The following is a 15,084-nucleotide window of genomic DNA, read 5'->3' on the forward strand; positions in this document are numbered from 1 at the left end:
CCACATACCCTGGTTTATGTAATTCTTATCCAGATGCTTCCCCCAATGCACAAACCCACTGGCGGCAAATCGCTGCAGGTTCATCGCCCGCATCACGGCCATGCCGACCTCGTTCTGAGCAAATACGTGCTGGCCACCCAGTGCTGCCGCGACAGCGTCATTGACCGTGTCCAGTCCGGCGACCTGTGCCGCCCGATCGGCTTCGGCTTTCGCCTGGTTCGCATGGGCCTGAGACTGGGCGGCAATGTCTGAGGCCTGCTGAACCGCGCTTTGTGCTGCCAGTTTGCTGGCGCGTGCATCTGCGGCCTGTGCTTCGGCCTTTTTCCGCTCGTCTTCGATGCGGGTAAACCATTCCGGGGTCAGCGCGGTCAGGGGCGCTTTCAGAAATGTATTCAGATCGCCGCTCGGGCTGTCGTCATACACCCGAAATTTACCCACCTGAGCCGAACGCTGCCCGGTTTTATTCAGGCTGACGCTGTAAAAGCCCGCTGGAACCTGCATGGTATAACGACCGTCTGCCGCCGTGGTCTCGCTGGCCACAACGGTATTCAGTACGATTTGCGATGTTTCCAGCGCATGCAGGCTGATGTTCACGCCAGGCATGGGCTGGTTGGCCGGATCCCGTAAAATCCCGGTGATTAACGCCATTGATGATTCTCCAATACGAAAAAACCCGCCGAAGCGGGTTTGATTAATGCGGGTGATGACTTACGCGGCCTTGAACCATTCAGGCCGCTCTGGCCGTGGTTCATCCAGTAAATTGTAATCTCTGAGTGCCTGCCGATAGCTCTTGATATCCTCTAAATACGTTGAGCCGGCTAACGGGATTTTATTGAACGTTGCGTCCGGAAGCAGCATGTAATCGGTGGCTTCATATTCCCGGTTTCGCCAAAAACGCTCGCGCTCTTCATTGCCTTTGTAGAACGACGCTTTCGCGGTTTTCAGGTACTCGTAGTACTCCGGGTCGTCACTGAAATCTTCAATCGTTTCATGCTCATTCCCATCTCGGGCAACAAAGATAAAATCTAACTTTTTCATAAAGCTCCTATGCTATCGGCTTGGTGTTATCCAGGCTGCACTCGAAATATTGTTCAATCGGGCCATATGGTGCATCCGGCCAGTAAAGTTCTATTTCAAATACGCCTCTAGCACTCTCGTTAAAACTTCCCCAAGTTCCCGCTGAACTGTTCATACTGATAGAGATAACCTTACCGCTCTGAGAACTCGACCAATTAAACCGAATACCGTTCAGGGTCATCGACCATGATGCGTTGTTATGGTTTACATCACGCATCACACTGGTTTGCTGAAGCACTGCGTTGCCAACCCGGTCGCGTACCCGAATCGTAAACCGGCACGATTCACCACTACCGGAACGAGTCGCTGGAGTAGTCGTCCGGAAACGAAATGCATTCGCGGGAATCTTCGGATAACAGGCTCGATCTTGCGTGGTGTAAGACGCAGATCCCCAGTCCTTGTTATCGAACGCGTTTGTAATAGGGATGCGGAATGTCGCTGTGGTCTGGCCAACTCGCGGGTCGTAACGACGTGTCACCCGCTTGCTGACCTTATCCTGCCCTTTGACTAAAATATCCCGGTTAAAGCTGCGGTAATAATACAAGCTGGATGGAATCGAACCCGGAAACCACGGGTTTGCCTGGATCCCGTAATTCGTGGTTGTGGATATGTCAGCACCATAAATGACACCACCCGTGATGACGCTCCCCCGGATATCGCTACCTTCTATCAGGGACGAACGAATCACACCGCTTGCATCCAATTTCTCGGTATACACCGTGCCATCATCCGTGATGTGGGTATGGTAGCCAGCAAAACCACCACCCTCACCAAAATATGCTTCACCCCCCTTGATCACCGGCACACGTAATTCGACCCCGGCAACAATGTGCTCACCGCGAATCGTGCCCAGCGCTACCAAATCACCGTCTATAAACAGTTTCGGTGTCACCCAGCTTTCGCCGTCGTACATCCGTGAATCAGCCTGAGTCATGTAGCCCATCTCATCAATCGCGTACACACTCAGCACATCATCCATCACTGGCGGACGACCAACGTGGCTGGTAAACAGGCTATTAGCCGTCTCCGTTCCCGTCGGGAAAACACCGGTTTCCGTCTGCATCCGGAATACCCCGGCACCAGGCGAACCATGCTGACCATCCTCACCTTTAATTTTGGACCAGGTGTAATCCGCCGGATTGGTTGATTCCGTGGCCGTCGTCTGGTTGTAAGCAATGCCGATGTAAGCCTTTCCTGTGCCCGTGTCTGACATTCCGCTGCCGTCCGGGCCGTCTGCATATTTGAACCAGGTAAAACGCTCTGTGGCATCTTGGCCATCCTGCCCGTTCTGGCCATCTTGACCTTTATCACCTTTATCCCCTTTCAGGTTTGTCACGGCTCCCCAGTTCCCCGGACTGCCGTTCGTGACCTCGCGGGAACGCAGGTAAATATCACCGGCTTGTTCCGGAAAGTGCCAGCTCGATTTATCTGAGGAAAACTGAAACTCGGTATAAACCGTCGAACCTGCATCCCCTTTTTCACCCTGAATTAGGCTCCAGCTGTAATCCGTGGCTATGGTCGATTCTGCTGCAGTGGTCCGGTTGTACGCGACACCCATGTACCGTTTGCCAGCCGGTGAATCACTCAACCCACTCCCGGTCGCTGAATCAGCATATTTGACCCAGGTGTAACGCTCTGTCGCGTTATCGCCTTTATCGCCCTTATCTCCTTTCAGGTTCGTCACGGCTCCCCAGTTCCCCGGACTGCCGTTCGTGACCTCGCGGGAACGCAGGTAAATATCACCGGCTTGTTCCGGAAAGTGCCAGCTCGATTTATCTGAGGAAAACTGAAACTCGGTATAAACCGTCGAACCTGCATCCCCTTTTTCACCCTGAATTAGGCTCCAGCTGTAATCCGTGGCTATGTTCGATTCTGCTGCAGTGGTCCGGTTGTACGCGACACCCATGTACCGTTTGCCAGCCGGTGAATCACTCAACCCACTCCCGGTCGCTGAATCAGCATATTTGACCCAGGTGTAACGCTCTGTCGCGTTATCGCCTTTATCGCCCTTATCTCCTTTCAGGTTCGTCACGGCTCCCCAGTTCCCCGGACTGCCGTTCGTGACCACGCGGGAGCGCAGGTAAATGTCACCGGGCTGATCCGGAAAATGCCAATTCAGGCCATCTACAGAGAACTGGAACTCGGTGTAAATCGTGTTGCCGTCTTGCCCGTCCAGCGCCCGAATATCATCGATACTCGAAACGGTGTGGCCATCCAGCAGCTGAATTTTCCCTTTGAGTACCAGCGTTTTCAGCGCGTTGTCCCAATACAGATTTCGCTTCTTAGTCTCGGGGTCAGTAAAACTGACGTAATCAGCCATAAAATCAATCGCTGAAGCCTGCGAGCTGGCCGTCACGGTCATACCGGACACCCGACCGTCCTGATTCACGACCAGGGCCGCACGATTGCCCAGAAGTACCACTGCCGCACTGTTATCCTCAACCATCTGATTCAGCTCTTTCGCCCAATCCAATTTCGGAATTTCTGGTCGAATGATCTGCAGTATATCGTCCGGTTTCAATAGGGTTTTCACAGGCTTAGAAAACAGCCCCGAACGTCCCACGGAATTCACAGCTTCGACGCCAAACCAATATTGCGTGTCCGGCTTCAGTGCCTGTTTGTTCAGTCGCTCACCACGGCCCAATGGATTGAGTCGGTTTGAGACCTCTTGCTGAGTTAAACCGAAATACCACTCATATTGCGTGCCCAGTGATGTTGGGCCATCAATCACCGGTCTGGCCGTGATCGCAAAATTGTCCGGCTCAAAATCTATATCAACCGGAATGGCTGGCGGTGCGATATTGAAAACCACCATGGTCTGCGGGCCTACCTGCCCCTGACTATTCACACCCCGGACATAGGCGGTATAATCTCCCATGGGTAATGACCCGACGAAAAATTCCGTATCATCAACGCTTTGCCTTTTTTGTACCAGGCCATCCCGCATCAGTTTGACCTGGAATCTCAACCCATTCATGGTGCGAGGGGTGTCCCAGGTCAGCCGGATCTGGTATTGCGAATCTTCCGGGGTCGCTTCCACCTGAAGGTGCTCAACCGCCGGGATTTTTCCGCTATAGATGGTGTCTTCTGGCGGGTCAAACTTGATCCCGTTCTCGATGAGCGCGTGCTTCTCAGGGACGTGCTCAAGCGCCGTCACCGTGTATACGCCTTTATCTTCACTGACACTGACGCAACGCCACAGCGTCGGTTTGACTGTGCCTGTGGCCAGCGTCCACATCCTGTAATCTTCGAGTCCGGTCGGCATGTCATCCAGAACAACAATGTGGGGTTCAGGGTGTGAAAAAATGCTGACCGTCCATTCTTTGCCTTCAATGTCGGCATAGCCCAGCCAGCCATTTTGTCCCGGCTCTATCACGATATCGCGATCCAGCGTGACCCGTTTGCCATCAATCGCGATAACGCGACCGGAAATATTCGTCCCGGCATACTGGTTGTCTGCGACCTCAATGATCTCACCACCTTTGTGCCGCAGGCCTTCACGCCCTGTTTTGAACGTCACGGTGCGCCGCTCATGCTGCTCTGTTATCAGCAGCCATTGACCCGCCCGACGGGCCTGCCCCTTGGATGTACACCCGAACGCATTGATGTTGGCCGGATTCCATCCATAGCGTGCCAGCGCATCATCGTCACTCACATACTCGGTGGACTCTTCCCATCCATTGTTCGGGTCTTGCCAGCGCACATACACGGCTGTATGGCGCCCTTTGAGCGGCGAACCGCGGTAGGTGAACTTGCCATCGACAACATTAGCGTTGCCATATCGACAAACCGGGTCCGTCGGAATGTCTGGAATAACTGACATCTGCAGTCCGTCCCAAATCGGCATCCCGCGAAACATACTGGCCAGCTGGTTTATCACTTCATACGCCTGCTGAGGATCTGTCAGCGCAAAATTTGCTGTAAATCGTGGCTCCTGACCGCCCTTACCATCCGGCACCAACTGATCACAGTACTGACCCACCTGATACAGCGCCCATTTGTCAGCCCCATCTGGCCCCAACCGGCGCCCCAAACCGGCACGGGCACACGTAACCAGATCGTAAAAAACCCACGCTGGATTATCTGTCCATGCGATTTTAAACGTGCCATCCCACAACCCGTTGTACTGACGGGTTTCCGGGTCGTAATTGCGCGGCACTTGCACCCGGCGCCCACGAACCAGATATGACCGGCGGGGAACACCACTGAACTGGTCAGAATCAAGGATCAGGCCTACATAAGCTGTGTTTGGATAACGCAACTTGCTGTCCGTGATTTCGGTATAACTGGACCATACAGTCTTATTGTTCAGTTTTGAATTATCACTATCCGGCGTCACCCGGCTCACACGAATATTGAATGGCACGGGCGGCAGATTCGACAGCTCCAGACTCTTCAGATACTGAGATCGGGTTTTCCCCGTGATCGTCTCAAACTGTGCCGGTTGCCAGGTTCCGTTTTTACTCAACTCGACCGACAACTGCACACTGGTGCCGTTAATGTCGCCGTTATCCTCCATTTGGAACAATGACTGAACCCCAAACGTGATCCGCAAACGGTCAATGTTGGGATTCGTCACACTACGAACCAGCGGCATCTCCGCTTTCACTTCCAGAGAAACTGGCTGTTCGTTTTCCAAATAAGAAAAGCCAGACAGCGCGGCCTGTGCCTGCGTACCATTTGTCCATTTTGCGGACACGCCAGAAAAGTTGAAACTGCCGCCGGGGTTCTGAATCGGGGTGTCATCGAGAAAAACGCTTTTCAGGCCACCGATCGGACCTTCGATTTCCCCCTCTCCAATCAGGTCAATCACGGCCAGCTGCTGGCGAGATTTCAGGTTATCCGGCTGCTCAACCGGGGTATGTTGTTCACCTGCACCTTTACTCATTACACCGTCCTCAAACCCTGCGACAACACTTTACTACCCACCATAATTTCGCCGTAAATCAACGGCACACAGGAACCTTGTGCCAGCGAGTTATCCAATGAACTGAAATACTGGTTCGCTTTGCCGTTTTTCGCGCCGTTGTCTTCCATAGTTTTCGGTACCGGCGTTAAAAGTCCGGCCACACCGCCAGCCATCAAACCCACACCGGCATAAATCAGCGCAGGATTGCCCGTGACAGCACCGGCAACAACCAATACAGCCCCAGCCACTATCGAAAAGTATTTTGATTTGGCCGCGCCGATCACCGGCACCAGGTAAATTTCTGTGTTGTCATCAATGGGTTTGGCCAGCTGCTCTTGCACATTGCTGTCATTGGCATCCTGTCTGTTTACGCGAAATCGGTAATGACCCTTTGATAGATGCTGACGAAGTCCGGGAATTTGAATGCAGAGTGCACGGATAGCCTCTGACGGCGTGGTTACACTGAGTTTGAACCGGCGACCAAATCGTTGAAGATCCCCGTAAAATCGGATGATTGCCACTGCTTATATCTCCAAATACTGTGCAAATGTTTCTGCCAATAACCGCCGAACAGGTCACGGCCACTGAGGCGATCTGGGCAATGGTGCAGCAACTTGCTGTCACCTAAATAAATTGCGGTGTGGTTCGGGGTGTTGCTGGCAAGTTGTATCAGCAGCACATCCCCAGGCTGAGGCTCTGCGACCTGAAAAAACCCATGTTCAGGTAAGTTTTCCAGATAGAGATTTTTCCCCTGCTCCCACCAATCCGGATCCCGTTCAAAATCCGGTAACGCATGACCGGCTAACGCATACGCGTCCCGAAACAGGGTGTAACAGTCCGTTTGTCCATGTTCAAAACGGCGCCCCAGCAGCGGTGGAACGGGCGGGAATTCACGCACCTGCTCACCGACAACCAGATACCAGGGCAAGCCACTTTGCTGCTGTGCCAGCCTGTCGGCACCACTGAGGACAAACGGTCCGTCCGGGTGGCTGTGAACAATGCCAACAACGTCCCCCAAACGGTCAGCCTCAATCCACGCTTCAGGGTCGATAATGGCGGTTTCAGTCGGCTCCGGTGCCAGGTTCTGTGCGGATAGATAGGCTAACCCGTCTGCAGTGCGAACCAGCAAGCCACAGCTCTCATTAGGATATGACGCCGCCGCATGGTCAATCATGTTCTGTCGATAACTCATCAGCTAATTCTCATTGCGGTGGGGAAACCTCCAAATGGAAGCTCCGCGTTCTGACCGAAACGTAATCTGCAGCTGCTCAAACGCTTGCCGCATTTATCACATTCAGGATCCGTGGTTGGCGTGTCATCGGCCTGTGCAACTGGCCCCCCGGTGTAACCGCAGTCAGGGCTGCGGTACTCCGTCGGACAAACATCCGTGGTGATGATCCGTGCCGGGATAATCGCCCCTTCCGTTTCACTGGGTAACGACAGCTCAAACGTTGCTGTTACCGCCGTCAGGCTGGACAGGCTTTCGATGACATATCGACTCACCAATTCCTGTGTTTCGTCGGCATGCGGGTTTCCGCTTTTGAAATTCACCGCATCCAGATACCTGGCATACACCTGTCGGCGTGTCACCAGGGCGCCGGTCAATTCCTGAAAATCACTCACCAGTCCGGTGACCAGACCAAATATATTCGCCACGGCCAATTTGGGCCGGTTCGCCGGACCGCGCCCGGACACCTCGAAACCACTGCCATCAATCGGAAACGGCTGATAAGTTTGTCCGCGCCAGACCACCGGCTCTCGCTCACAGTTGGTTCCGTTGTGCAAGCGCAGAACATCTCCCCCAAAAGGGGTCAGGTCGATATCATAAAAAACAAGTAGTGCTGACTGAGTCAGACTGACCGACTCAGCCAGCATTTTCGCAGGCAGGCTCATGCAATCACTTCCTCAAACTTGGCAGTCAGTTCGCTTCTTTTTGGATCGATACGGCGGGTACTCCATTTTGCACACTTCACTTTCGTCGGCACCGGTTCATCGGTCGGGTAAATGATGAACGGCTGTACCGCACCATGCTCACGCAGAAACTGCCTGATCCGCGTGATCTCGTCATGGGAGTAACGAAATGTATAATTGAGCGTTTTCAGGTTGTTATTCAGCCCATCCGGAGCACGTTGCTCATATCCATCGCCAAACTGAACCGTCTTAACCCGTGGCGCTTCATCTATTTTTCCGCCCCGAACGTGCATCCATCGAAATTCATTTAACCCCGCCATAACTTCCCTCCCGGACGCATTTCTTTCTCCAGGGTTTCGTAAACAATTGCGTTCACCGCCTCGCCATACTGTTGCCAGTTCTCTTCACCGGCTGACGATTCATTAAAGTGATTTTCAAACTTAAACATGTTGGCCATGCCCTGGTTGTTCTGACGATTAACTGGATCATTCACGGCAAACCGGGTCTGGTTCATGTTCATCATCATGTTGTACATCTGGTCGATCCGGCGGGCAGAATCATTGGTATAAACCCGCTCACCTTTATCCAAAAGCCAAGTCCCTTCGGTCGGCACCACATCGATGCCCGAGTGGGCCATGCCGGACAAAGCCTGGCCGAAAATCATCCCGGCGCTCACTGCGGCCATCGCTCGAATGACTGCAGCCTGTCCTTGCCCGGCTGTTGGGCCAAGGCCAATCGGCGGGGGCGCCAGAGCTGCCATCGCAGCGACTTCCCCCTGCTGGAACACCTGCATAGCGGCCATGGCTTTCTGGGCCATGAATGCCGCTTTCTGAATAAAAGTGCCTTCTTTGGCCGTCTCTGCGATTAAACCAAGGGTCTGGCTGGCCAGGTTGTATTTCATGGCCAGCACTTGCTGGTCAATGCGCTTTTCTATATCTGCTCGCTGCTTGGCTTCGCGATCTAACTTGCGGGTTTTCTCTTCTTCTTTGCGGGCAAATGCATCCAACTCAGCCTGAATTTGCTGGTCTTGCCGGGCTTGAAATTCTTCCTGCTGCTGCAGATAAAATTCATCTTCAAGGTCTTTGTATTCCTGGCGCAACGCGGCCATGGATTCAAACCCACGACGCTTGATTTCCTCTTCCGACAGAACCATGCCATCAATATCAGACAGACGCTGTTCATGGGCCAGCTGCAGCTTGGTTCGTTCGTCTGCGTACTGATTGTCCAGTGCCGCAAGCCGGGTGGCGGAGGCCTTTTGCTCTGCTTCCAGCTTTCTGGCGGCGGCAGCGGCAGCACCGCCATCACCACCACCGCTGCCATCCGTTGGTGGGACCGGGGGTTTGATTTCATCTTCAAAATCAAACCAGCCAGCGGCATCTTTTTGCTGTTTTACAATTTCGTCATTGAGAGCCTTCAGTTCATCTTTCTTCATCGCGTAATCGCGCTGAAGGTTGAACCATTCATTTTTACTCAGACCGAAAGGATTGATGGCGGGTAAGTCGTCATAACTGACGCCTTTGTATTTATCCAGCTCGGACTTAAGCTCGACATACTCACCGAATATTTCACGGTGTTTTTCTTTAAGGGATGTTCCAGAAATCGTATTCAGAGTGGCGGAGTAAACTCCCAACGCCTTGACCTGCTTGGCGTACTCTTCAACGCCTTTGGCCATCATCAGGGTGTAGCTGCTGACCGAATCCATTGTCGGCAATAAAGCGTGTGTGACCTGGCGGGACAGATTGCCGAACGACCTTTCGAGTTTCAGCTCGATGTCCGTAATTTCCTGATCCATCTGCTTGAATCGGTCAATGTCGAACTGCGACATGGCCACATTCAAATTGTCGTATCGTGATGTCAGTGCATGCAGCTTCTGACCGTTGTTTTCCAACAGCGGGATCAGCGCTGAGGCTTCGTCCGCAATAGATTCCAGATAAAAGATCTGGCTTTTCATTGGTACATTGGCGGCATCCAATGCACTTTTAACAGCAATCAGTGCATCCGGGCCGGACATTTGCTGCAGCTTTTCTATCGTCAGGCCGACTTTCGGGGCAATATTTTCAATGAAATCGGCAAATTCGCCGCCGCCGGTTTCAGAAAAATCACCCAATTTGTCGTTCGTATCTTTGAGGATATCCGACATTTTGTCGCCCTCGATGCCGAACTGCTGGGCGGCATACGTCAGCGACTGGATTTGCTCCACAGAAACCTGCGCGACCACGGCCTGCTTTTCTATCTGGCGGGCCTGCTCCGCCTGCTGACGGGTCATTGCCACACTGGCTGCGGCAATAGCTGCCGTGGCACCCACGATCAACGTCGAGGTTGCGGCAACACCGGCTCCCATGCTAGCAAGGTCTGCTGTTGAGACTTTCAGACCGCGACTGAAATTGGCGTTACTGTCGTTTGCCGCATTGGCATCTGTGGCATAGCCACGGAGCATTTTCTTAACGCTCTCAACGTCTTTTTCGAACTTGGCACTATCTGCATTGAATCGCAGATTAAAGTCAGCTATCTGGGCACTCAATGCGGAATCCTCCAGCCGAAGCCCCAAGGGCCATCAGCTCTTCATCTGTTCGTTCTTCGGGGGCTTCTTCCGGGCTTTCCGGTGCCAGAGATGGCAGGAAGTCGGACAATTTAACTGGGTTTGTTCGGATCGGGCTGGCATTCCACAGCTGGGTACAGATCATGGCCATGTGGAAATCGGCTTTTTGATGACTGAATCCGTGACGATAAAAATAATCACGCCATTCAATCACCGCCGTGGCACTCAGGCTGGCAAGCAGAGTTCGCCAGCAGGGAGTGCGATACTCCCGTGCCAGGTGCTGTGCAAACTCCCGCTCCGCCTCCATTATGCTTTTGGGTCAATCGGCTCCGCTGGCTCTGTCTCTGATGCTGGTTCATCCATGTCGTCTTTCGGTTCAAACACCATGCCGGAAAGGTAGCCGACCGCATTGTGGACTTTCACCACTGATTGGTCGGACAGATTTTCTTGCACCCACCGTCGGCGATCCTCCTGACTTTGACCCTGGACGGCCTCAAAACCCTTGATGCCATAAGCCACGAGATTAACCTGGGCTAAATACGACAACTTTGCCCACGCCTGGCTCCATTTTTGTAACGCGAACAAACGGGTTTCATGCTCTACTGGTGAGGCACCTTCCGCTAAAGGCTCCGGCTCTGCTGGTGCTTCTGATTGCAGCTTTGTGCTGTAATCCATATGTTCGTACCGCTCAAGACCGGACAGCTCGGTAAGCAGCAGGGGCTGGCCATTGATTTCAATGGTGTCGGTTTTCAAAAATGACATGGTGCCCCCTTATGCTGGCTGACTCGCAGCGGCCAGAATTGCTTCCGCTATCATCGGCTTGCCGACGTTCTTGATTTTGACGCTCCGGGTCATCTTTTCTTTTTGAGCCACGGCTTTCCCCAGGCTGTTGACATAGCCGTAATAGAGATCCACGGCACCATTGGGGTATTTAGCGCGATACCAGGTAATCGTCCCATCAGTCACGTCTTTAGCCAGCTGTTGCTGAGCGGTTTCACCCGGCAGCCATGCTATTGTAAGTTGTGTTTCACCCGCCGATTTCATTCCCGGTGACGTTTTAGTCCACTCTGAGTTTTCGTCATCCAGATAATTATCTTCTTCATCTTCAACGGTAATTTCACCCGGCTGAATGTCTTTCAGTTTTGCCAGCGTCACCCAATTGGCATCGTCCAGAAAGTCATTAATGGTATCAATGCTCTTACCATCGACTAACCGTGCAAAGCTGGTCCCGGCGCCTTTTGTGGGTACTTTTTTAAGATCAGTTGCCATAATCAAGTCTCTTCGTTGTATTCAACAGTGAAAATCAAATCGAGGGTGCCCCAGGGGGAATCATCATCCCGTGCATAGTCATACGCCGCGATGTTGCACAGCGTGAGTAATCCGTCCGCCGTATAACCCCGGTGCAACACATTGCGAACCTGCTGGCCAATGGCATCAAGTTGGGGATCCAGCTTGTTATCAACCACCAGATAAATCCGAACAATCAATGATGCCCGCCAAGTCTCTTCGTCAAAATCATCACTGATGGACTGCCCTTCCGCCAATGCAATGGCAATGGCAGGCAAATCACAGGGCTGTTCCGGATAACTTGGATCAGGCGCCTGCAATACCGTGGGCGTTCCATTACAAAAAAGGGCAATCATGGATTGCCCTTGTGCTTTGATGCCAGATTCCAAATCGGACATGACTTGCTTTCGAATTCGGTTGTTAATTTCCACGGGCCGCTCCTCTGCGTAATTCCAGCCTGATTTTTTGTCCGATGGCCGACTGCAGCTCTTTCGGCATGTCGGTTCGGTACAGCTCCTGACTGTGGTGTTTGAATGCTCGGGTGATCGGCTGGACTATCGGCACTTTGCACACCTGAATCGGATAGCGGCTGTCACTGGTTCGCTGCATGATGTGCCAGCGGCCATTTTTCAGTCGTTGCAAGAATGCATTTTCAAAGCGATGGCGCCCGACCCTGATTGCTGTGTTCCCTGCAAACTCACGCTGCTGGAAACGGCCATTACGCCCCCGAACGGCCCGGCTCACCATATACTGCCCCCGGTGCCGTTTAATCTGAGTCCGGGCGGTATCAATCGAAATGGCCGGAATATCGAATCGCCGGACCCGGACATAAGCGACCGGCTTTCTCGCGCTCGCCTTCTGCACCCTGACTCGGGGCCGGATCACCTTCTGTTTGACCCGAACCTCTTTGGCCGTCTGCTTCACTGAACGGGAAACTGCCCGTGTCACGATCCGGTTGATCGCCATTGAACTGGCGCCGGGCACCGCAGACTTGCTCAAAATCTCCAGGTTTTGGGTCGCTCGGACCAAATCTTGGTTGATTTGTGTCCGGCTCATAAGTACACCACCAGAGTGCCGTTCTCACGCACGGGTGCAGATGATACGGTGAAAATGCCGCCGTTCTTCAAGCGCTCAACACGATCCCCGATACGCGGAAAAACATGGCTTGATTCCATCAGAGTCAATTTCGGGATAGTTCCCTGCATCACATCAAACTCCCTGGCAACATCTTCCCAAATCACCCGGACCGGCTGTCCGCCATTAAAAATCACCTCTTCACCCAAACCACTCCAAATGGCACTGTCTGCCGTTTCCATCACTGCATCAAAATCAAATGCCATCACTCTGCCTCACAATAAAAAAGGCGCCGAAGCGCCTTTGGTCTAACATCGTGCTGCGTTACTTCGCCAGCAAGACAGCCACTTTTTCAGCAACAGCATCCAGTGCTACCGACTCTTCTACATAAGCAGTGTCACCGGCTGGAATAAACACCCGCTCGCCACGGGACAGCAACTGGATTGAAACATCGGCCTTGATCAGCAAATCGCCATTGGCGTTCGCAACCACTTCCGGGCCATCAAGATCATCTCGAATCACGGCACCGGGCGGTAACGCTGATTCATCAACCATGGTGATTTCGGTTAGGTCTGTATCATCAGTGCCCTCGCCATCAGTACCATCACCGTCTGTATCGTCGGGGATCTGGGTTTCCAGCTCATCAATCAGCTTTTCCAGCTCTTTGATCGTGGTGTCATCTTTATAGGGCTTGTCACTGATCCCTAATTGTTCGCACAGGCCGTCAATATGAGCCTGCAGTGCCGTTTTTTGTGACATATGCTTGTCCTTGATTCCGTGCTACCGCGGTAGCACGGCTAAACCTGATGAAAAATTAAAGGTGCTCTCAGCGCACCTTTAACCGCAAAAAAGTGGCTTTCGCCCCCGTATTACGCAACTTTGACGACCACAAACTTGTTCACGTCAATCATGTACATCGCCGGTGCCGATTCCGCTTTGGTATAACGCACTGCAGGGTCATTACCTTCCATCCAATCACGGTAATAGCGGTCCGATTCAGCGACCCCTTCATTCTGAGCATTCAAGTCCTGAATCGCGCCGTACAGGCGAACACCACGGGCTGAGGTATGTCCCAGAATCAGGGTATTGTCTGGCATCACTTTCTTGGTGACGCCATCACGGTCGATGTATTCTTCATCCAGTACGATGAGCGTGACATCACCCAACGTGCCCTTGATGCTGACCGTCTTACCTAAGTCCTTCAGGGCTGTTTCCAGTGTCGAGGAAGAGCCGCGACGGGTCTCCAGCTTCTCCTTAAACTTCTTGAATGAATTGAGCTTGGCCCAGGCCTTTTTATCCAGCACGATGTGATCAACAAGACCGTCGGCCTGCTCTGCCCAGCCCTCAATGTCTGCAACCGGGTCATAGGTTTCTTTATCCTGCTGATCCCACTTGGCAGCACCGGACAGGATGATGTTATTCGCCGGACGGCGCCCTGCATCGATCTCAATCGGCACTTCCACGTTCGGGCCATCCGCAAGGGTTTTGCCTCTCAGCACCATATCGGCACACATCAGCTCTTCACGGTCACGGATGGCGATTTCTTCCATTTCGATGTTCTGCATGACCAGGGCGTTCTGGCGCATGGCGGGCGTTTTCAGCTCGGCATATTTTTCACCAGGCAAACGCTTGATGGTCATGTTCGGGTTCACCGCATGCTTTGATTTCACATAAGCGGGTTTGAAAGATGATGTTTTGTAGCCATTTGCCCGGTCAACTGCTGCACCAATCATCGGTGAACAGAAGGCGGCAATTTTGGTTTTATTCGGCACCATGTCGAGGTCGACCTTCTCCGTGGTGAAGGTGTAGACCTCGTTGAAATACATTCGCATGAAGAAGTTATCCCGGCGGATACCAGCTTCTTTCACTGCCAGCCACAACACACGAGGGGTAAAATGATCCATAATTTTTCTCTAAATTCGGGTAAAAAAAACGACGAGATTTACTCGTCGTCCACACTGACCGGGGTGCCTAAGAACGCCGCCCGTTTCTTCGCGTCGGTATCCACACCAGCAGGCCAGTTCACATGATTGATGCGAAAGCAGCCGCCAATATAAAGCGCTGTCAGTTGATCGGTTGCTGGGGCATCCACGGGCCGGGCAGACATGGCAATCGCTTTGCCCGCCGTCCCGTCCCAGGCAACCAACAAAGCAGCATCCGTTGCACTGCGCATCAACGGGGTCAGACGGGGAAAGGATTGTCCGGCGGCCACATAACCACGCGCTGTCCGCAAGGGCTGATCACCTGCCAGAAAATCATCCGGGGTATAGGTTTCTGTCGTTGTCAT

Annotated in this window: 17 protein-coding genes and 1 pseudogene; all 18 read right to left on the reverse strand. The window is 52.9% G+C overall.

Annotation, left to right across the window (positions count from 1 at the left end; genetic code table 11):
• Nucleotides 1-648: prophage tail fiber N-terminal domain-containing protein (locus Q4579_RS16900; RefSeq protein WP_303565803.1), on the reverse strand; the 648-nt coding region annotated here is incomplete at its 3' end.
• A gap of 60 nt (nt 649-708) precedes the next feature.
• Nucleotides 709-1,038 carry a phage tail assembly chaperone gene (locus Q4579_RS16905; protein ID WP_303565805.1) on the reverse strand — a complete coding sequence of 110 codons (330 nt, stop codon included), beginning with the start codon at nt 1,036-1,038 and terminating at the stop codon, nt 709-711.
• A 7-nt stretch (nt 1,039-1,045) separates the two neighbouring features.
• Nucleotides 1,046-5,965 carry a host specificity protein J gene (locus Q4579_RS16910; protein WP_303565806.1) on the reverse strand — a complete coding sequence of 1,640 codons (4,920 nt, stop codon included), beginning with the start codon at nt 5,963-5,965 and terminating at the stop codon, nt 1,046-1,048.
• Nucleotides 5,965-6,327, reverse strand: coding sequence for a hypothetical protein (locus Q4579_RS16915; protein WP_303565807.1), 363 nt, complete (start codon nt 6,325-6,327; stop codon nt 5,965-5,967). Before Q4579_RS16915 ends, Q4579_RS16910 begins: the two co-directional genes overlap by 1 nt.
• Nucleotides 6,328-6,507: pseudogene (locus Q4579_RS23085) on the reverse strand (tail assembly protein); the annotation flags it as partial.
• Complete coding sequence (locus tag Q4579_RS16920) at nt 6,444-7,178, reverse strand: C40 family peptidase (protein ID WP_303565809.1); 735 nt, start codon at nt 7,176-7,178, stop codon at nt 6,444-6,446. The pseudogene Q4579_RS23085 and the gene Q4579_RS16920, both read right to left, overlap by 64 nt.
• On the reverse strand, nt 7,178-7,879 hold the full coding sequence (locus tag Q4579_RS16925; RefSeq protein ID WP_303565811.1) for a phage minor tail protein L: 702 nt from the start codon (nt 7,877-7,879) through the stop codon (nt 7,178-7,180). The genes Q4579_RS16920 and Q4579_RS16925 overlap by 1 nt, the downstream gene beginning before the upstream one ends.
• Entirely contained in the window at nt 7,876-8,217 is a 342-nt protein-coding gene (locus Q4579_RS16930) for a phage tail protein (protein WP_303565812.1), read from the reverse strand. Before Q4579_RS16930 ends, Q4579_RS16925 begins: the two co-directional genes overlap by 4 nt.
• Nucleotides 8,205-10,418, reverse strand: a complete 2,214-nt coding sequence (locus Q4579_RS16935; RefSeq protein ID WP_303565813.1) for a hypothetical protein — start codon at nt 10,416-10,418, stop codon at nt 8,205-8,207. Before Q4579_RS16935 ends, Q4579_RS16930 begins: the two co-directional genes overlap by 13 nt.
• Nucleotides 10,399-10,743, reverse strand: a complete 345-nt coding sequence (locus tag Q4579_RS16940; RefSeq protein ID WP_303565815.1) for a phage tail assembly protein T — start codon at nt 10,741-10,743, stop codon at nt 10,399-10,401. The genes Q4579_RS16935 and Q4579_RS16940 overlap by 20 nt, the downstream gene beginning before the upstream one ends.
• Nucleotides 10,743-11,198, reverse strand: a complete 456-nt coding sequence (locus Q4579_RS16945; protein ID WP_303565817.1) for a phage minor tail protein G — start codon at nt 11,196-11,198, stop codon at nt 10,743-10,745. The genes Q4579_RS16940 and Q4579_RS16945 overlap by 1 nt, the downstream gene beginning before the upstream one ends.
• A gap of 9 nt (nt 11,199-11,207) precedes the next feature.
• Nucleotides 11,208-11,705, reverse strand: coding sequence for a phage tail tube protein (locus Q4579_RS16950; protein WP_303565819.1), 498 nt, complete (start codon nt 11,703-11,705; stop codon nt 11,208-11,210).
• Between the two features lie 2 nt (nt 11,706-11,707).
• The gene (gene gpU, locus Q4579_RS16955; protein ID WP_303565821.1) at nt 11,708-12,154 is read right to left on the reverse strand and encodes a phage tail terminator protein; all 447 of its coding nucleotides are present in this window, start codon (nt 12,152-12,154) and stop codon (nt 11,708-11,710) included.
• Nucleotides 12,144-12,779 (reverse strand): phage tail protein, encoded by a 636-nt coding sequence (locus tag Q4579_RS16960; protein WP_303565822.1) that lies wholly within the window; start codon nt 12,777-12,779, stop codon nt 12,144-12,146. Before Q4579_RS16960 ends, gpU begins: the two co-directional genes overlap by 11 nt.
• Nucleotides 12,776-13,063: a hypothetical protein gene (locus tag Q4579_RS16965; protein ID WP_303565823.1), complete on the reverse strand. Its 288-nt coding sequence runs from the start codon at nt 13,061-13,063 to the stop codon at nt 12,776-12,778. The genes Q4579_RS16960 and Q4579_RS16965 overlap by 4 nt, the downstream gene beginning before the upstream one ends.
• A 58-nt stretch (nt 13,064-13,121) precedes the next feature.
• Nucleotides 13,122-13,556, reverse strand: a complete 435-nt coding sequence (locus Q4579_RS16970; RefSeq protein ID WP_303565825.1) for a hypothetical protein — start codon at nt 13,554-13,556, stop codon at nt 13,122-13,124.
• Nucleotides 13,557-13,666: 110 nt separating this feature from the next.
• Nucleotides 13,667-14,701, reverse strand: a complete 1,035-nt coding sequence (locus Q4579_RS16975) for a major capsid protein (protein ID WP_303565827.1) — start codon at nt 14,699-14,701, stop codon at nt 13,667-13,669.
• A gap of 38 nt (nt 14,702-14,739) precedes the next feature.
• Nucleotides 14,740-15,084 carry a head decoration protein gene (locus tag Q4579_RS16980; protein WP_303565828.1) on the reverse strand — a complete coding sequence of 115 codons (345 nt, stop codon included), beginning with the start codon at nt 15,082-15,084 and terminating at the stop codon, nt 14,740-14,742.

Source organism: Photobacterium sp. 1_MG-2023 (assembly GCF_030547945.1).
Lineage (GTDB): Bacteria > Pseudomonadota > Gammaproteobacteria > Enterobacterales > Vibrionaceae > Photobacterium.